The sequence below is a fragment of the Limnohabitans sp. G3-2 genome, assembly GCF_002778275.1.
Classification (GTDB): Bacteria; Pseudomonadota; Gammaproteobacteria; order Burkholderiales; family Burkholderiaceae_C; genus Limnohabitans_A.
The window spans coordinates 181034-197648 of record NZ_NESG01000001.1 but is presented as its reverse complement, the minus strand read 5'-3'; the positions used below and the strand labels follow the sequence as shown (position 1 = coordinate 197648).

Annotated in this window: 16 protein-coding genes; 9 read left to right on the top strand and 7 right to left on the bottom strand. The window is 61.0% G+C overall.

All coding sequences use genetic code 11. From position 1 onward, the window contains the following. Window positions 1-25: 25 nt before the first annotated feature. The 4 genes from B9Z31_RS00980 to B9Z31_RS00965 form a co-directional block, all read right to left on the bottom strand. Window positions 26-3241 (bottom strand): efflux RND transporter permease subunit, encoded by a 3216-nt coding sequence (locus B9Z31_RS00980; protein WP_100117701.1) that lies wholly within the window; start codon window positions 3239-3241, stop codon window positions 26-28. A gap of 13 nt (window positions 3242-3254) precedes the next feature. Beyond that, on the bottom strand, window positions 3255-4391 hold the full coding sequence (locus tag B9Z31_RS00975) for an efflux RND transporter periplasmic adaptor subunit (RefSeq protein WP_100117700.1): 1137 nt from the start codon (window positions 4389-4391) through the stop codon (window positions 3255-3257). A gap of 29 nt (window positions 4392-4420) precedes the next feature. After that, window positions 4421-5065: a TetR/AcrR family transcriptional regulator gene (locus tag B9Z31_RS00970; RefSeq protein WP_100117699.1), complete on the bottom strand. Its 645-nt coding sequence runs from the start codon at window positions 5063-5065 to the stop codon at window positions 4421-4423. A 132-nt stretch (window positions 5066-5197) separates the two neighbouring features. Further along, window positions 5198-6385: an acyl-CoA dehydrogenase gene (locus B9Z31_RS00965; RefSeq protein ID WP_100117698.1), complete on the bottom strand. Its 1188-nt coding sequence runs from the start codon at window positions 6383-6385 to the stop codon at window positions 5198-5200. A gap of 99 nt (window positions 6386-6484) precedes the next feature. Here B9Z31_RS00965 and B9Z31_RS00960 point away from each other — a divergent pair, with 99 nt between their 5' ends. The 6 genes from B9Z31_RS00960 (at window position 6485) to B9Z31_RS00935 (ending at window position 11851) form a co-directional block, all read left to right on the top strand. Then, on the top strand, window positions 6485-7372 hold the full coding sequence (locus tag B9Z31_RS00960) for a LysR family transcriptional regulator (protein ID WP_100117697.1): 888 nt from the start codon (window positions 6485-6487) through the stop codon (window positions 7370-7372). A 54-nt stretch (window positions 7373-7426) separates the two neighbouring features. Further along, complete coding sequence (gene msrA / locus B9Z31_RS00955) at window positions 7427-7960, top strand: peptide-methionine (S)-S-oxide reductase MsrA (RefSeq protein WP_100117696.1); 534 nt, start codon at window positions 7427-7429, stop codon at window positions 7958-7960. 80 nt (window positions 7961-8040) lie between these two features. Further along, window positions 8041-8280 carry a hypothetical protein gene (locus B9Z31_RS00950; protein ID WP_100117923.1) on the top strand — a complete coding sequence of 80 codons (240 nt, stop codon included), beginning with the start codon at window positions 8041-8043 and terminating at the stop codon, window positions 8278-8280. A gap of 24 nt (window positions 8281-8304) precedes the next feature. After that, complete coding sequence (locus B9Z31_RS15705; protein WP_143473798.1) at window positions 8305-8703, top strand: DUF2946 family protein; 399 nt, start codon at window positions 8305-8307, stop codon at window positions 8701-8703. Between the two features lie 78 nt (window positions 8704-8781). Beyond that, window positions 8782-10812: a TonB-dependent receptor gene (locus B9Z31_RS00940; RefSeq protein WP_100117694.1), complete on the top strand. Its 2031-nt coding sequence runs from the start codon at window positions 8782-8784 to the stop codon at window positions 10810-10812. A gap of 82 nt (window positions 10813-10894) precedes the next feature. Continuing rightward, entirely contained in the window at window positions 10895-11851 is a 957-nt protein-coding gene (locus tag B9Z31_RS00935) for an AEC family transporter (RefSeq protein WP_100117693.1), read from the top strand. A 13-nt stretch (window positions 11852-11864) separates the two neighbouring features. Here the strand turns inward: B9Z31_RS00935 and pdxH are convergent, their stop codons facing one another. Together pdxH and B9Z31_RS00925 are read right to left on the bottom strand one after the other, a co-directional pair. Then, window positions 11865-12497: a pyridoxamine 5'-phosphate oxidase gene (pdxH, locus tag B9Z31_RS00930; RefSeq protein WP_100117692.1), complete on the bottom strand. Its 633-nt coding sequence runs from the start codon at window positions 12495-12497 to the stop codon at window positions 11865-11867. 84 nt (window positions 12498-12581) lie between these two features. After that, window positions 12582-13196 (bottom strand): gamma-glutamylcyclotransferase, encoded by a 615-nt coding sequence (locus B9Z31_RS00925; RefSeq protein ID WP_100117691.1) that lies wholly within the window; start codon window positions 13194-13196, stop codon window positions 12582-12584. Between the two features lie 50 nt (window positions 13197-13246). Between B9Z31_RS00925 and B9Z31_RS00920 the strand changes: the two genes are divergently transcribed. The 3 genes from B9Z31_RS00920 to eda all read left to right on the top strand — a co-directional run bounded on the left by B9Z31_RS00920 (window position 13247) and on the right by eda (window position 16116). Next, window positions 13247-13468 (top strand): hypothetical protein, encoded by a 222-nt coding sequence (locus B9Z31_RS00920; protein WP_100117690.1) that lies wholly within the window; start codon window positions 13247-13249, stop codon window positions 13466-13468. Window positions 13469-13636: 168 nt separating this feature from the next. Next, window positions 13637-15478, top strand: a complete 1842-nt coding sequence (gene edd, locus B9Z31_RS00915; RefSeq protein ID WP_100117689.1) for a phosphogluconate dehydratase — start codon at window positions 13637-13639, stop codon at window positions 15476-15478. Further along, complete coding sequence (gene eda, locus B9Z31_RS00910; protein WP_100117688.1) at window positions 15469-16116, top strand: bifunctional 4-hydroxy-2-oxoglutarate aldolase/2-dehydro-3-deoxy-phosphogluconate aldolase; 648 nt, start codon at window positions 15469-15471, stop codon at window positions 16114-16116. Before edd ends, eda begins: the two co-directional genes overlap by 10 nt. 22 nt (window positions 16117-16138) lie before the next feature. On the opposite strand, the gene B9Z31_RS00905 is transcribed toward eda, so the two are convergent. Further along, window positions 16139-16600 (bottom strand): 3-hydroxyacyl-ACP dehydratase FabZ family protein, encoded by a 462-nt coding sequence (locus B9Z31_RS00905; RefSeq protein ID WP_100117687.1) that lies wholly within the window; start codon window positions 16598-16600, stop codon window positions 16139-16141. Window positions 16601-16615: the final 15 nt, after the last annotated feature.

Genomic DNA, 16615 nt, shown 5'->3' with positions numbered 1-16615 from the left:
GGTCTTGTTCAAATAGTCGGTGATTTTAAGGGGCTGGCGTGTCGTCACCCTGACGCGCTGGGGCCAAGCCTGCTTTTCGTCTGAGCCATTGGGCCAAATCGTCCATGTAGCAATAGACCACCGGCACCACCACCAAGGTCAGCAGCGACGAGGTGATGACGCCGCCGATCACGGCCTGGCCCATGGGCGCGCGCTGCTCGGAGCCCTCGGTCATGGCAAAAGCCAGTGGCACCATGCCAAAAATCATGGCCAAGGTGGTCATCAAAATAGGACGCAGACGCACCTTGGCGGCCATCAAGAGCGCCTCACTGCGCGCCATGCCCGGGATCAGGCGTCCATCGGCATCGGTTTGGTCCTCTCGGGCCCGGATGGCAAAGTCCACCAGCAAAATCGCGTTTTTGGTGACCAAGCCCATCAGCATGATCACGCCAATGATGGAGAACATCGACAAGGTCGAGCGAAACGCCATCAGCGCCAGCACCACGCCAATCAAGGTCAAGGGCAGGGCGGTCATCAAAGCCAGGGGTTGCAAAAAGCTCTTGAATTGGCTGGCCAAAATCATGTAGATGAAAATCACCGCCATGGCCAAGGCTGTGAGCGCATAGCCAAATGATTCCGCCATGTTTTTGGTGGAGCCACCAAACTGGTAGCGGTAGCCTGGCGGCAGGCTGACCTGGTCCATGATTTTTCGGATGTCCGCTGACACTTCGCCAGCAGCGCGGCCGAAGGTGTTGGCATTGATGGCCACTTCGCGCGTCAGCTCGCGCCGGTTGATCTGGTTGGAACCCGTCGACTCGGTGATTTTGGCCACTTGGCCCAAGCGGACAATGCGCGGGCTGCCGTCGGGCCCGTTGCCCATGACAAACGGCAGTCGGTCCAAATCTTGGGCGGCGTTTCGGCTTTCGGGAGACAAACGGACGATCACGTCGTAGGTTTGGTCGTCCGGGGCGCGCCAGTTGCCCACCGATTGGCCTGCCACCAAAGTGCGCAGGGGACCAGCGATTTGAGCGGTGCCCAAACCCAAGTCCGCCGCAGAGTCGCGCAACACGTCCACACGCAAAGTCGGCTTGTTGGCTTTGACACTGGAATCCAAATCCACCAAACCGGGTATGTCGCGGACTTTTTCCATCACACCCAAAGCCAGGCGTTCCAATTCGCGCTGGTCGGGGCCTTGCAATGAAAATTCCACCTGTTTGTTGCCGCCCACCGAGTCCAGCAGGCCGACGTGTGTGACCGTGATGCCCGGGACTTGGCTCAGGCGTTGGCGCAGCACGCCCGACATCTCGTCAACATTGCGTTTTCGGTCCTTGCGATCGACCAGTCGCACGTAAATGCTGGCGTTGTTTTTGCCCAGCGCGTTGCCGGTGTTGAGCGTGGCCAAGGTGTAGCGCACTTCGGGCAACTCGCGGATGATGGCTTGGACCTGTTGGGCCTTGGCTTCTGTGGCTTCGAGGGCGCTGCCCACGGGGGTCTGAAAATTCACGGTGGTTTCAGAGAAGTCGGCCTTGGGGACAAACTCGGTGCCCACGAAGCGAAGCATCACGACGCTCAAGGTAAAAATGCCAACGGCCAGCAAGACAGTTTTCCGTTTGTGGACCAAGGCCCAAGCCAAAATCTTTTGGTAAGCCTCGGCCAGTTGGTCGGTTGCGCGGTCAAACCAAGCCGTGACCCGGCCAATGGTTTTGTCGTAGACAGTCAGCGGTCCTTGCCGTTTGCCGTGCGATTCGATGCTGGGGTCATGCCAGATGCTTGACAGCATGGGGTCGAGCGTGAAGCTCACAAACATCGAGATCATTACCGCTGCCACGATGGTGATGCCAAATTCGTGGAAGAACTTGCCAATGATGCCTTCCATGAAGCCGATGGGCAAAAAAACCGCCACGATGGACAAGGTGGTTGCCAGAACCGCCAGCCCGATCTCTTGTGTGCCTTCCAAAGAGGCTTGGTACGCGTTTTTCCCCATCTGCACATGGCGCACGATGTTCTCGCGCACCACGATGGCGTCGTCGATCAGCAAGCCCACGCACAGCGACAGCGCCATGAGTGTGATCATGTTGATCGTGAATCCGAACATTTGCATGAACATGAAGGTGCCGATCAGTGAGATCGGCAGTGTCAAGCCCGTGATGACGGTCGAGCGCCAAGAGTTCAAGAACAGGAAAACAATCAACACCGTCAGGATGGCCCCTTCGATGAGGGTGCGGCGCACGTTGTCCACGGCCACGCGAATGGGCCTGGAGCCATCGGTGATGGGTTCGAGTCGGATGCCGTGGGGTATTTGGCCGTTCATCGCGGCCACGGTTTTGACCAAGCCATCGATCACATCGATGGTGTTTTCGTCCTGGGATTTTTGGACGGTCAGCAGCAAGGTGCGTTGTCCGTTGTAAAGCGCCAGGGTCTCCAGCTCTTGGGCGCCGTCTTTGACCCGCGCCACTTGGGACAAACGTACCGAGGTGCTGCCTTTGCGGGCCACGATGATCCGCTCGAAATCCTCGGGGCGCTTCATCCGCGATTCGATTTGCACCATCCTTTCCTGCTCGAGGGAGCGGATCGCACCGACGGGGAGGTCTTGGTTTTCATTGCGAACCGCGCTGACCGCTTGCTCGGCTGTCACGCCCAGCGCTTCCATGGCCGCGGGCTGCAGATACAGGTTGATCTCGCGCCGCGTGCCGCCCACCAAGGCAACCGAACCCACACCGCGGACGTTTTCCAAGCGTTTTTTCAGCACCTGCTCAGACCAGTTGGTCAGCTCTACCGCACTCAGCGACGCATGGGGTGTGGCGTTGGTGCCCTCTGTCGGCGCAGTGGGCACCACGGCCAAAGACCAAATGGCCCGAGCGGAAGGGTCAAAGCGCAGCACCTTGGGTTCTTTGACTTCGGAGCGCAGCGTAGGGCGAATGGCCGCCACCTTCTCACGCACATCTTCGGCCGCCTTGCGGCCGTTGATGTTCAGCTGGAACTCGATGACCACCACCGACTGGTTTTCGTAGCTGCGCGAGGTCAGGGCGCTGATGCCCGCGATCGAGTTGACGCCTTCCTCGATTTTTTTGGACACTTCGCTTTCCACGATTTCAGGCGAAGCGCCGGGGTATTCGGTGCTGACCACCACCACCGGGAAATCGATGTTGGGGAATTGGTCAACTTTGAGGCGTTGGTACGAGAACAAGCCCATGACCACCAGGGCCAGCATGACCATGGTGGCAAAGACGGGGTTTTTCAGACTGACACGGGTGAACCACATGGCGGGCTATCCTTCAGCGCACGCCGGGTGCGAACTTCACCTGGGTGCCTTCACGAACGGCGCCTGCGCTGGCGGTCAAGACCTGTGTGCCCTCTGTCACCCCTTGAACCTCCACCCAAGTCAGGGTGAGGGCGTTTTGTGTTTGCTCTGTGCGTGTGCCGGTTTGCACCGTGACGTGCTTGATTTGTTCGCCATCGATGACCTGCACGTAGGCTTGTGGTTTGTCGATGCGCACGCTGGCCAATGGCACGGCCAAAGCCCGGGTGCTTTTCGTGCCCAGCTTGCCTTGTGCAAAGAGGCCTTGTCTCAGGCCCTCTTCTCCGGCAATGCCCAGAAAGACCAACACGCTGCGGCTGCCTGCTTGGGCGCTGGGGCTGATCCGCAAAACTTTGGCGCTCACGGGTTCTTCGAAGCCCTCAATGCTCATTTGGGCGCGCATGCCCGGACGCACCAAACCTGCGTCTGCGGCTGGCAAGCCGACTTCCACTTCGAATTGACTCAGGTTGACGACTTCAACAATTCTCGCGTCGATCGCCATGCGCTCGCCCGGTTGCGCCAAACGCTGGGCCACCTGGCCGCTGATGGGGGCGCGGACAATGGCATCGTCCAAGGCTTTGCGGGTCACATCGTGCGCAGCCACGGCGGCCATGTGGGTGGCTTTGGCGCCACTGAGGCTGGCCATCGCGTTTTGCAAAGCGGTCGGCGAAATGAAGCCCTGCTCCATCAAGGCCTTGTTGTTGTCGTATTGTTTTTGCGCAATGTCCACCTGCGCGCCCGCTGCATCGGCCTGTTGTTTGGCTTGACGCTCCCGCGCTTGGTATTCGGTCGGGTCGATTCGGGCGATGACTTGACCCGCCTTGACCAGGTCCCCTTCGCGCACCGTCAGGTCCATCAATTCCCCCGCCACGCGTGCCTTGACCATGGCGCTCTGGCTGGCCTTGAGCGTGCCCGAGACCTGCAAATCCAAAACCATGTCCATGGCCTGTACGCGGACGATGTCATTGGCGCTCAATTCAACCGTGCTGGCTGTGGGGGCCTGAGAGGGGACCGCTGTGGCCTTGGTTGAAGGTGGGCTCATCCAACGCATGGCGCCAGCGAGCAAGGCTGCAGCGGCAACGGCGGACAAAATCCAAAGGGTCGATTTTTTCATGGTGGAGGGGGACAAAAATCTGTTGAAAATCAGGTGGGAGACAGGCCACGCGCCATCAGTCGGGCGTGCTGTGTGATGAACGCTTCAGGGTCGATTTGTTCATGGCTGGGGCAGCATGGCCCCATGGAATGCTTCCACATCACCAAAAACAAAAGTGGCGCCATGACCGAGTGCAAGGTCAAATCGATGTCCATGGCGCGAAACTCGCCGCGGTCCATGCCGCGTTGCAAAGTGTTGCGCACCAGCGCGTGGGCAGGCTCAATCACTTCGTTTCGGAAAAAAACCGCCAGGTCCGGAAAGTTGCTGGCCTCGCTCATGACCAGTTTGGAAATGCCCGATGCCTTGGTGGCACCGTAACGACGCCACCATTGCAGCATCATCCATTCCAGCAGTTCCCCCATCGTGCCTTGGAATTGCGCCACTTCGACAGCGCCTTGCGTCACGGGCACCACCAAGTTGTCGTGCACCACGGCCTTGAACAGGTCTTCTTTGCTGGGAAAGTACAAAAAGAGCGTGCCTTTGGACACGCCAGCCCGCAAGGCCACCTCTTCGACGCGGGTGGCGGCAAAGCCTTTTTCCACGAACAAATCCAAAGCCGCCTCCAGCAACTCGCCTGGGCGGTCTTGTTTGCGGCGTTCACGTTTGTGGGGCGCGATGGGATCGGTGGGGTTCACGGCTTGATTAATGACTGACTGGTTAGTAATGTACGGCCTGCGCCGGTGTTCGTCAAGGCGCTGGCGCACCTTGGGCCCGCCAAAAAAAAAGGGCTGCCCGACGGCAGCCCTTGGGTTGGCCGAGGCCAAGGATCAATTCGAGAAAGCCGGGATCCCCGTGATGGCGCGGCCCAGAATCAAAGCGTGCACATCGTGCGTGCCTTCGTAGGTGTTGACCACCTCCAGGTTCACCAGGTGGCGTGCCACGCCGTATTCGGCGCTGATGCCGTTGCCGCCCATCATGTCGCGCGCCATGCGGGCGATGTCCAAAGCCTTGCCGCAGCTGTTGCGCTTGAGGATGGAGGTCAGGTCCACCGAAGCGGTGCCTTCGTCTTTCATGCGGCCCAGGCGCAGGCAGCCTTGCAGGCCCAGGCTGATCTCGGTCAGCATGTCGGCCAGTTTCTTCTGGATCAGCTGGTTGGCGGCCAAGGGGCGGCCAAATTGCTGGCGGTCCATCACGTACTGGCGGGCGCGGGCGTAGCAGTCTTCGGCGGCGCCCAAGGCGCCCCAGGCGATGCCGTAGCGCGCGCTGTTGAGGCAAGTGAAGGGGCCTTTCAAGCCACGCACCTCGGGGAAGGCGTTCTCTTCAGGGCAGAACACCTCGTCCATGACGATTTCGCCGGTGATCGAAGCACGCAAGCCGACCTTGCCGTGCACCGCAGGGGCCGACAGGCCTTTCCAGCCTTTTTCCAAGATGAAGCCACGGATCTGGCCGCCGTCGTCCTTGGCCCAGACCACGAACACGTCGGCGATCGGGCTGTTGGTGATCCACATCTTGGCGCCGCTCAAGCTGTAACCGCCATCCACCTTTTTGGCGCGGGTGATCATGCTGCCGGGGTCAGAGCCGTGGTTGGGTTCGGTCAGGCCGAAGCACCCGATCCACTCACCGCGTGCCAGTTTGGGCAGGTATTTCTGCTTTTGGGCTTCAGAACCGAAGTCGTTGATGGGCAACATCACCAAAGAGGACTGCACGCTCATCATGGAGCGGTAGCCCGAGTCCACGCGCTCGACTTCGCGCGCCACCAGGCCGTAGCAGACGTAGTTGAGACCTGCGCCGCCGTACTGCTCGGGGATGGTGGCACCCAAAAGGCCCAGCTCACCCATCTCGCGGAAGATGGCCACGTCGGTGGTCTCGTTCAAGAAGGCGTCTTTCACGCGGGGCAGCAGGCGCTCTTGGCAGTAGGCGCGGGCGGCTTCTTGGACCTGACGCTCGTCGTCAGTCAGTTGTGCGCTGAGGTTGAAGGGGTCTTCCCAGCTGAAGGTGTTTTTGGTGGTGGCCATGGTCGGTGTCTCCGTGAGATGAATCTTGCCCAGATTGTCAGGTGCTTATGAATAGTTGTCTAATATTGATTACCTATTCATCAATACATTATTTTAATCATGGAATTTCGACACCTGCGCTATTTTCTGATGCTGGCCGAAGAACTTCATTTTGGCCGCGCCGCACAGCGCCTGGCGATTTCGCAGCCGCCCTTGAGTTTGAACATTCAGCAGCTCGAGGCTTCGGTGGGGGCGACCTTGTTCAACCGCAACAGCCGCGGCGTGCAACTGACGGCGGCGGGTTTGGCCTTTGTGCCCGCCGCACGCGCCCTGCTGGCCCAGGCCAGCGCCGCTGCCCGTGAGGCGCGAGACGTGGCCGAAGGCCAGTCGGGTCAGCTGCACATCGGCTTTGCCGGCACCATGTTGTATTGCGGTTTACCGCAGATCATGAGCCGTTTTCAGGCCAGCCACCCCCGCTTGCGCTTGGTGCTGCGGGAGTTGAGTTCGACGGAACAACTGTCCGAGTTGTTGCGCGACCGGCTGGATGTCGGCTTTGTCCACACGCCCCGGGTGCCCCCCGGTTTTGAGCAAATTTTGGTGGCCAGTCAGCCTTTGGTGGCCTGTTTGCCGCTGGGGCATGCCTTGGCGCAAGCGCCCAGTTTGAGCCTGGCGCAGCTGCGTGGCCAGGATTTGGTGGTGGTGTCGCGCACCGTATCGCCCGATTACCATGAGCGCATCCTGATGCTGTGTGAGCAAGCGGGCTGGATGCCGCAAGGGGTGCATGAGCTGCGCCATTGGCTGAGCGTGGTGTCCTTGGTGTCTCAGGGGCTGGGTGTGGCCTTGGTGCCTCAGGCCTTGCAGCAATCGGCCTTGGCCGGGGCTGTGTTTGTGCCACTGGACGCGGTGGATGTGCGTTACGACACCCGTTGCCTCTGGCGCAGCGACCGAGACCAGACCGCGCTCAAGGACTTTGTGCAGGCCGTCCAAGCCGATGCAGCGGGCGTCTGATAATCAACCCACGCTGGCTTTGGCCAGGCCGTGCTGGATGACAAGGGGAACGACATGACAGAAACATTGGTGTTGGGTGGCGGGTGCTTTTGGTGCACCGAGGCGGTGTACGTCAAGGTGCGCGGCGTGACCGATGTGGAATCGGGTTACTGCAATGGCCAGACCGTCGCTCCCACTTACGAAGAGGTGTGCACCGGCCGCACCGGGCACAACGAAGTCGTCAAGCTCGAATACGACCCTGCGCAGATCAGCACCCGCGAACTGCTGGAAATTTTCTTTGTCATCCACGACCCGACCACGCTCAACCGCCAGGGCAACGACATCGGCACGCAGTACCGCAGCGGCATTTACTTCACCACGGCCGAGCAAGCCCAAGTGGCGCAGGCGCTGATCGCCGAACTGAGCGCGGCCGACGCCTTTGGCCAGCCCATCGTGACCGAGGTGCTGGCGTTGGCCAATTACAGTGGGGCGGAGGCATACCACCAAGACTTTTTTGAACGCAACCCCTATCAAGGTTATTGCATGGCGGTGGCAGCGCCCAAGGTTAGCAAGTTCAAAAAGACGTTTGCACGCTTGGTGCGTGAGTGACCAAAGACCGTGTATTCTTATCTGTGCCCAGTTTGAAGGGCAGGGTCAAACCCCTTGACCCCATCCCCAAAAATCAGACCATGAACAAAATTGTTTTTTGCCTCATCACTTTGACCTTGCCCTTGGGGGCTGCAGCCCAACACAGCCACAAAGAAGTCCAAGAAGACATTGCCCGTCACCGTGCCATGGCCGAGGCCCACGAGGCGGCGGCCAAATGCCTGGAGTCCGGCAAGAAGCCCGACCAATGCACCAAGGCCCTGCAAACCGCCTGCAAGGGCTTGGCTTTGGGCAAGTATTGCGGCATGAAGCACGCCCATTGATCCACTGCTGACCACGCACCGGCCATGAATTCAGCCTGTTCACGCCTGCCGCGCTGGCTGAATATCCTGCTGCTGGGGGCCTTGTTGTGGTCCCCGCTTTGGGGTCAGTGGCATGGCATTGCGCACGGGACCGGGCATGCGCTGTCAGCGTCCGTTGAGCGGCACGAGGGACATGTGCTTGCTGAGCCTGGGCAAGATGAACATCGACACGAAGGGCATCTGGACGATCTGGGCCATGACGCCGACTCAGACCTGTGCCGTGTACTGGATCACCTGTCCCAAGCCGAGCGGCTGAGTGCATCGTGCTCACCTGGCTTGGCCCCGATGGGGACTACAGCGCCCCCCATCTTTCGGCTTGCTTTTTCTTCAGACCGGGACCGCTGGTCCCCGGCGCAAGCCCGTGCGCCGCCTGTGTTGATTTGAACCCCTGACCTCGTCTGGCTGACTTTCCGTCTGTGGCGGAAGGCGCTGGACTGTTCCTGTTTTTCAAATCACATTGTTATGACCCATTCTTTCCAGCTTTCGGCTTTGGCTTGCGCCTGCTTGGCCACTTTGTCTCTTTCAAACGCTTGGGCGCAAAACGCTGCACCCAGTGTGCTCCCAGAAATCGTCATCACCGGCAACCCCTTGGGTCGCGACAGCACCACCGTGCCTGTGAGCACCATGGGCCGTGCCGATCTGCTCGAACGCGGGCAAAGCACTTTGGGCGAAACCCTGAACGGCTTGCCCGGTGTGTCCAGCACCTACTTTGGCCCCAACGCCAGCCGCCCCACCATTCGCGGGCTCGATGGGGACCGCATCCGGGTGCTGAACAACAGCGCCTCCAGCCTGGATGCTTCGGCGCTCAGCTACGACCACGCAGTGCCTTTGGACGTCTTGTCCACCGACCGTGTGGAAGTGCTGCGCGGCCCAGCCGCCTTGCTTTATGGCGGCAGCGCCGTGGGCGGGGTGGTCAACGTGATCGACAACCGCCTCCCGCGCGCGCCGGTTTCGGGCGTGCAGGGCAAAGCCCAGCTGCAAGTGGGCACAGGCAACGACGAACGCAGCGTGGCCGGTTTGGTGGAGGCGGGTAACGAACGTTATGCCCTGCACTTGGATGGTTTTGACCGCCGCACCGGCGATGTGCGGGTGCCGGTCGCGCTCGAATGCACCAAGCCCGGCGCACCTGCCAACGCGCGGCGCATCTGCAACTCGGCCAGCACCGCAAGGGGTGGGGCCATCGGGGCCAGCACCTTTTGGGACCATGGCTATTTGGGCGCATCGGTCAACACCTACCAAAGCGATTACGGGACGGTGGCCGAAGACGAGGTGACGATTGGCATGAAGACCACCCGCTACGCGCTGGAGGGCCAAGTGCGTCAGTTGCCGGGCTGGTTTGACAGCGTCAAAGCTCGCCTGAGCCACACCGATTACCAACATACCGAGTTTGAAGGCGCTGATGTAGGCACCGTGTTTGCCAATAAGGGCCAGGATCTGCGCATCGAGGCACGACACCGCCCGTTGGCGGGGTGGCAAGGCGTGGTGGGTGTGCAGACCGAGTCGAGCCGCTTTTCTGCGGTGGGAAGCGAAGCCTTTGCGCCTTTTAGCCGCACGCGCAGCCAAGCCCTTTTTGTGCACGAAGAGCTGCCTACCACTTGGGGCCAAGTCACGGCCGGTGCGCGTTGGGAGACTGTGAGGGTCGAATCCATGGGTAACCCAGATCGGCCGGGTGATTTTGTCACTGGCGTGCGGCGCTTTTCTCCTCTGAGTTTGGCAACCGGCGCTTTGTTCAGGTTATCTCCCTCATGGAGCCTAACAGGCCATGCCGCCATGACACAACGTGCGCCGAAAGACTATGAGCTGTTTGCAAAAGGAGTGCATGTCGCCACCAACGCAGTCGAAAACGGTGACGATACGCTGCGACTTGAGAAATCAAACAGTGTGGACCTTGGTCTTGATTGGAAGTCTGGTCCCAACCGATTGACAGTGACAGCATTTGCAAGCCATTTCACCAATTACATTGGTTTGATGGATACGGGTGTTGTTGAAGATGTCGACAACGATCCAACGACGCCTTCACTGCCCGTGCAGCTTTACCAAGGCGTCAAGGCCCAATTCAAGGGTCTGGAAGTCAGCGGCCGTCAGCGCCTGTGGCAGGGCGCCTCGACGCTCGATCTGGACTGGCGGGCCGACACCGTGCGGGCCACCAACGAAAGCTCAGGCGAGCCCTTACCGCGCATCGCCCCCATGCGTGTGGGTGCGACCTTGGTCCACGGTCAAGGCCCCTGGAGCGCCAGGCTAGGTGCCGACTGGCATGCGGCGCAAAAGCGCGTGCCCGACGGCAGTAAGGCCACGGCTGCCTACACCCTGGTCAATGCCAGCGTGTCTTACCGCCAGAAGCTGGACGCCACCGTGCTCAATTGGTTTGCCCGCATGGACAACCTGACCAACGAATTGGCCTACAGCGCCAGTTCCATCCTCACGAGTACTGCTTTTGGCAAGTCGCCTTTGCCGGGACGCAGCTTCAAGTTGGGGGTTCAGGCCACGTTCTGATGGCCTGCGTGGCGTCGCCAATGGCGGCGGCGCTACGTGGTTTCCGCTATTTGAGCGGCTGGGGCCACGAGATAATCCGGGCATGAACCTTGACCATCCCGTTTTGTCGTCCTTGCTGCCCGTGGTGCTGCTGATTGTGGTGGGCTTTGTGGCGGGCAAGGCCAAACTGGTGCGCGGGGAGTCGGTGCGCGACTTGTCCAATCTGGTGTTTTTGGTGCTGACCCAAGCGCTCTTGTTTCGCACCATGAGCAGCGTGCGCATAGAGCAGCTGGATTTCAAACCCGTGGCGCAGTATTTTCTGGTGGCCGGGGCCTTGTTTGTCGCCATGCTTTGGCTCTATGGTCGCAACAGCCGCGCTTCGGTGCTGGCATTGGCCAGTATTTTCAGCAACACCTTGATGATCGGCGTGCCCTTGATCGGCTTGGCCTATGGACAAGAGGGCCAGGTCTTGCTGTTCACCTTGATCTCTTTGCACGCCTTGGTTTTGCTGAGTGCGGCCACGCTGGTGCTGGAGTTGCAAGTGGCCAGCGAGCACGCCGCCCTGTCCGGCGAGCGCCGCGCTGTTTGGCGCACGGTGGCGTCTGCGGTGCGCAACGCCATCGTTCACCCCGTGCCTTTGCCGATTTTGGTGGGTTTGGTCTATGCCCAGACCGGCTGGGGCCTGCACCCGGTGGTGGACCGACCGTTGGCATTGCTCGGCAGTGCTTTTGGTCCGATCGCTTTGGTGCTGGTGGGCATCACGCTGTCACAAACGCCGATCGGCAAGCAGTTCATGTCTGCCCTGAAATTGTCTGTGGTGAAAACCGTGGTCCACCCCGCGCTCATGCTGGCGGTGGGCTGGTTGCTGGGTTTGCGCGGGCTGCATTTGGCGGTCATGACCGTGGCGGCCGCTTTGCCCATCGGGGCCAATGTCTTTTTGTTCTCGCAGCGCTACCGCAAGGAAGAAGACGCGGTCACGGCGGGCGTGGCCGTGTCCACCGCGATGGCTGTGGTCAGCGTGACGGCGGTCATGGCGGTGTTGCCTTGGTTGCCTGCCTGAGCCTGTCGTCGGTTCAGGGGGCCAGCCGCTCGCGCAACCATTGACCACCGGCTTGCGTGTAACGCAGGCGGTCGTGCAGGCGGCTCTTGCGACCTTGCCAAAACTGCCATTGGTCGGGCACCAAGCGGTAGCCGCCCCAGTGAGGTGGGCGAGGTGGGTTGAGCATGAACTGCGCCGCGTATTTGGCGGCGTTGGTGACCAACACGGTGCGCCCGTCGATCACCTGGCTTTGGGGTGAGGCCCATGCGCCGATGCGCGAGTCCAGGGGGCGGCTGTGAAAGTAGGCGTCGCTTTCTTCGTCGCTGACTTTCTCCACACGGCCTTCGATGCGCACCACCCGCTCCAGCTCCACCCAATGGAATTGCAGCGCTGCGAACGGGTTGCCCGCCAATTCCTGGCCTTTTTGGCTGGCGTAGTTGGTGTACCAAACAATGCCACGTGGGTCGTAACCCTTGATCAGCACCACCCGGGTGCTGGGGCGCAGGTTGCTGGCCACGGTGGCCAAGGTCATGGCATTGGGCTCAGGCACTTCGGAGGCGATGGCTTCCTGCAACCACTGCTCAAATTGCTGCAGCGGGTCGGCATGGGAAGCGTTTTCGTTGAGCTCGGCTTTTTCGTAGCTCTTGCGCAGGTCGGCGATGTTCATGCTGCAAGTATAGGCAGCGGCTGGGAAGCCGCATGGCGCCCTGTCATTCGGGCCCGCGGTGTGTCAGGGCATGGTCAGGGCATGTCAGTTGGCATGGCGCAACAAGGCGGCCAGCGCCCGGTCCTCGATGCCATGTTCCTGCAGACTCTGGTAGGTGAGCTGTGCGTAATCGCGGGTGGTGCCAAAGCGCCCGCTCGCCTGGCGAAAGATCTGCTGGTAAGTCTCTGCAGGCAAGTCGCCTGTGAAGCTGGGGCTGCTGCGGTGCAGCGTGAAGGCCAGGGCTTTGACCGGGCCATGGGGGGTGGCGCAGGGCAGCCAGTTGGGGGTGTAGACGTCCATGGGCATTTCTCGGGCCCAAAGCCGTGTCAGCACCTCATCGGCCTGGGTTTTGTGCACACGGTACACCACACCTTGGCAGCTGCCGCCGGGCAACAAGGCGAACACCAAACCTGGACATTCGGGGCTCCCCCGGTTCAGTCGGCTCCACATTTTCAGTGCGCGGTGCCAGCCCCAGACGCGAGTGGTGTACTGTTCTTCGGCCTCGAATTCGGGGCGCCACAGCAAGGAAGCATAGCCAAACACCCAAAGATCTTGGCCAGCTGTTTGCGCCCGAAATTGGTCGAGCAAGGGGCCTTGGTAGGCCGTGCTGCGGCTGTCGGCAGGTTCCCCTTGGGCTGTAGCGGCGAGGGTGTCAGTCATGTGCAATGAGGCCCTATTACAATACGTCGATTATTTTCGGAGAAATATACATGTCGACTTCTCAAGATGACAACGAATCCGTGGTTTGGGCTGTTTTAGCGGCTGCTGTCTTGCTGGCCGTGGGTGTGGCCGTGGGTGTGGGCATTGCCAAAAGCCACAAAGCTGCTCCAGCGGCCCCTGCCGCCGTCGCAGCACCTGCCGCTGAGGCTTCTGCGCCTGCAGCCGATGCTTCTGCTGCGCCTGCCGCAGCCGAGGCTTCTGCCGCCAAGTGAAGCACCACCGGCGCTGTTAAAACCCGCTTCGGCGGGTTTTTTTACGTCTTCAAACCTCCAAATGCGGCTTGTACCTCTTTTGTAACGCTGGGCACGCACCAAAACAGAGGAACACGGTTACCATCGATGATGTAATTTAGTTACCAAGTCCCATCAGGGCTTCAGGACATGACACTTCATCCGATTTTGGCCGCCGTCACCGCCCGCATCACCGAGCGCAGCCGAGCGACCCGCCAGGCCTATTTGCAGCAGGTAGACGCCGCAGCCCAGCGCGACCCCGGTGCCCAGCGCTTGGGCTGTGCCAATGTGGCCCACGCCTTTGCCGCCATGCCCGAGGCCGACAAAAGCCGCGCCACGGCGCTCGACAAAATCAAGGTGGTTGCCCCACGCGCGCCCAACATTGGCATCGTCAACGCCTACAACGACCTGCTCTCGGCCCACGCGCCGCTGCAGCACTACCCCGACCTGATCAAGGACGAAGCCCGCAAATGGGGCGCCACGGCCCAAGTGGCCGGGGGCGTGCCCGCCATGTGCGATGGCGTGACCCAGGGCACGCCCGGCATGGAGTTGAGCCTGTTCAGCCGCGATGTGATCGCCATGGCCACCGCGGTGTCGCTCAGCCACGATGTGTTTGACGCCGCCCTGATGCTGGGCGTGTGCGACAAGATCGTGCCGGGCCTGCTGATTGGCGCTTTGCAGTTCGGCCATTTGCCCACGGTGTTTGTGCCAGCCGGCCCCATGACCAGTGGCCTTTCCAACAGCGAAAAATCCAAAGTGCGCGAACAAGCCGCGCAGGGCCTGGTGGGCCGGCCCGAGTTGCTGGAGGCCGAGTCCAAGGCCTACCACGGCGAAGGCACTTGCACCTTTTACGGCACGGCCAACAGCAACCAGATGCTGCTCGAAGCCATGGGCCTGCACGTGCCCGGCACCGCCTTCATCAACCCGGGCGAAGGCGTGCGTGCCGAGCTGACCCGCGAAGCCGCCCGCACCGTGCTGGCGCTGGTCAAGGACCAACACTTCACGCCGATTGGCCGCCTGGTTGACGAGCGCTGCATCGTCAACGCCATGGTGGCCTTGTTGGCCACGGGCGGCTCCACCAACCACCTGATCCACTGGGTGGCGGTGGCGCGTGCGGCGGGCATCGTGATCGATTGGGATGATTTCTCGGCCCTGTCGGACGTGGTGCCACTGCTCACCCGCGTGTACCCCAATGGCAGTGCCGATGTGAACCAGTTCCAAGCTGCAGGCGGCCCCGGTTACGTGATCCGCGAGTTGCTCGATGCCGGTCTGATGCACGCCGATGTGATGACGGTGCGCCCCGGTGGCCTGCGTGAATTCACCCGCATCCCTTCGGCACACCAGGGTCAACTGGTTTGGAACGAAGTCGGCGTCAGCCAAGACGACACCGTGGTGCGCCCGGCCAGCAGCCCCTTCAGCGCCACGGGTGGCCTGAAGTTGCTGAAAGGCAATTTGGGCCGCAGCGTGATCAAAATCTCGGCCGTGCCCGAAGCCTTCCACGTGATCGAAGCCCCCGCGCGGGTGTTCAATTCGCAAGACGAATTGCAGCAAGCGTTCAAGGCCGGAGAACTCGACCGCGACCTCGTCTGTGTGGTGCGCTGGCAAGGCCCGCAAGCCAACGGCATGCCCGAGCTGCACAAACTCACCCCGCCATTGGCCGTGCTGCAAGGCAAAGGCTTCAGGGTGGCGCTGGTGACCGATGGCCGCATGAGCGGCGCTTCGGGCAAAGTGCCCGCCGCCATCCACGTCTCGCCCGAAGCCGCAGCCGGTGGCCCCTTGGCCAAGGTGCGGGATGGTGATCGGGTCCGCCTGGATGGCCTCGCGGGCACCCTGCAAGTGATGGTGAGCGAGGCCGAATGGGCCGCCCGCCCGCTGGCCCAGATGCCTGCCGAGCTCAGCGCCGCCAACGGCGTGGGCATGGGCCGTGAACTGTTTGCCAATCTGCGCCGCAATGCGCTCAAAGCCGAAGAAGGAGCCTGCACATGGCTGTAACCCCTACCCCGATGTTGACCTCCCTGCAAGTGATGCAGGACGCCCCCGTGATCCCCGTGATCGTTTTGAACGATGTGGCGCATGCCGTGCCCATGGCCCGTGCCTTGCTGGCCGGTGGCATCCGCATGCTCGAAATCACCTTGCGCACGCCGCAGGCCCTGGCCTGCATGGAAGCGATTGCCAACGAAGTCGAGGGTGCGGTGGTGGGTGCGGGCACGGTGCGCAGTCCGCAAGACGCCGTTTCCGCGGTCAAAGCCGGTGCCCGTTTCGCGGTGAGCCCCGGCTACACCCCGGCGGTGGGCCAGGCCTGCAAAGATTTGGGCTTGCCCTTGTTGCCCGGTGTGGCCACCGGCAGCGAGATCATGATGGCGCAAGAGGGCGGCTACACCGAACTCAAATTCTTCCCCGCCATGCAGGCGGGCGGCGCGAATATGCTCAAGGCCTGGAGCGGCCCGTTCTTTGATGTGAAGTTCTGCCCCACCGGTGGCGTGACCCCACAAAACGCCAAGGACCTGCTGAGCTTGCCCAATGTGGCTTGTGTGGGCGGCTCGTGGCTGGTTCCCGCTGACGCGCTGGCCCAGGGGGACTGGGCACGGATCGAAGCGCTGGCGCGAGAGGCCAGTCGCTTGCCGCGCTGATTGATGGATGTGGCACACCGGATTAAATTGGGTCAAATTGTTGAGCCAGCAATATTTCGTTTTCAAACACGAGGGTACTGCTGGTGTGCATTGACCCAGTGCAATGCACCACAAATGCGCGCGGGCTCAATGCTCTCACTCGACAATGTATTCTGAGCAATTCATCAGGGGCTAAGCCTCGCTTGAATTTGGCATTTTGAACACTGGCCAGCACACCTAAGCCATTTTGCGATGCAGACATATTTTGACTTTGCCATCGCAGCAATACCCCCGCCAATTGAGCACCTGCTTCGATCAAGCAGACACCAGGAACTATCGGTCTTTGTGGAAAGTGTCCTTGCAAAATCGGGTGTGTTTTTGACCATACCGCAAGACCAGAGATTTCCTTCTCGGATTCCACGCGTGCACTTTCCAAAAATAGAAATGGATCACGGTGTGGAATCAAATCTTGTATGGCTGTACGTGTGAGTTCGCAAAGGCACATGGTTCGGTATGGGTG

What these genes read in the sequence shown, in the direction of transcription:
- B9Z31_RS00980 (WP_100117701.1), bottom strand. Translation starts at nt 3,241, where the DNA reads ATGTGGTTCACCCGTGTCAGTCTGAAAAACCCCGTCTTTGCCACCATG.
- B9Z31_RS00975 (WP_100117700.1), bottom strand. Translation starts at nt 4,391, where the DNA reads ATGAAAAAATCGACCCTTTGGATTTTGTCCGCCGTTGCCGCTGCAGCC.
- B9Z31_RS00965 (WP_100117698.1), bottom strand. Translation starts at nt 6,385, where the DNA reads ATGGCCACCACCAAAAACACCTTCAGCTGGGAAGACCCCTTCAACCTC.
- B9Z31_RS00960 (WP_100117697.1), top strand. Translation starts at nt 6,485, where the DNA reads ATGGAATTTCGACACCTGCGCTATTTTCTGATGCTGGCCGAAGAACTT.
- msrA (WP_100117696.1), top strand. Translation starts at nt 7,427, where the DNA reads ATGACAGAAACATTGGTGTTGGGTGGCGGGTGCTTTTGGTGCACCGAG.
- B9Z31_RS00950 (WP_100117923.1), top strand. Translation starts at nt 8,041, where the DNA reads ATGAACAAAATTGTTTTTTGCCTCATCACTTTGACCTTGCCCTTGGGG.
- B9Z31_RS15705 (WP_143473798.1), top strand. Translation starts at nt 8,305, where the DNA reads ATGAATTCAGCCTGTTCACGCCTGCCGCGCTGGCTGAATATCCTGCTG.
- B9Z31_RS00940 (WP_100117694.1), top strand. Translation starts at nt 8,782, where the DNA reads ATGACCCATTCTTTCCAGCTTTCGGCTTTGGCTTGCGCCTGCTTGGCC.
- B9Z31_RS00935 (WP_100117693.1), top strand. Translation starts at nt 10,895, where the DNA reads ATGAACCTTGACCATCCCGTTTTGTCGTCCTTGCTGCCCGTGGTGCTG.
- pdxH (WP_100117692.1), bottom strand. Translation starts at nt 12,497, where the DNA reads ATGAACATCGCCGACCTGCGCAAGAGCTACGAAAAAGCCGAGCTCAAC.
- B9Z31_RS00925 (WP_100117691.1), bottom strand. Translation starts at nt 13,196, where the DNA reads ATGACTGACACCCTCGCCGCTACAGCCCAAGGGGAACCTGCCGACAGC.
- B9Z31_RS00920 (WP_100117690.1), top strand. Translation starts at nt 13,247, where the DNA reads ATGTCGACTTCTCAAGATGACAACGAATCCGTGGTTTGGGCTGTTTTA.
- edd (WP_100117689.1), top strand. Translation starts at nt 13,637, where the DNA reads ATGACACTTCATCCGATTTTGGCCGCCGTCACCGCCCGCATCACCGAG.
- eda (WP_100117688.1), top strand. Translation starts at nt 15,469, where the DNA reads ATGGCTGTAACCCCTACCCCGATGTTGACCTCCCTGCAAGTGATGCAG.
- B9Z31_RS00905 (WP_100117687.1), bottom strand. Translation starts at nt 16,600, where the DNA reads ATGTGCCTTTGCGAACTCACACGTACAGCCATACAAGATTTGATTCCA.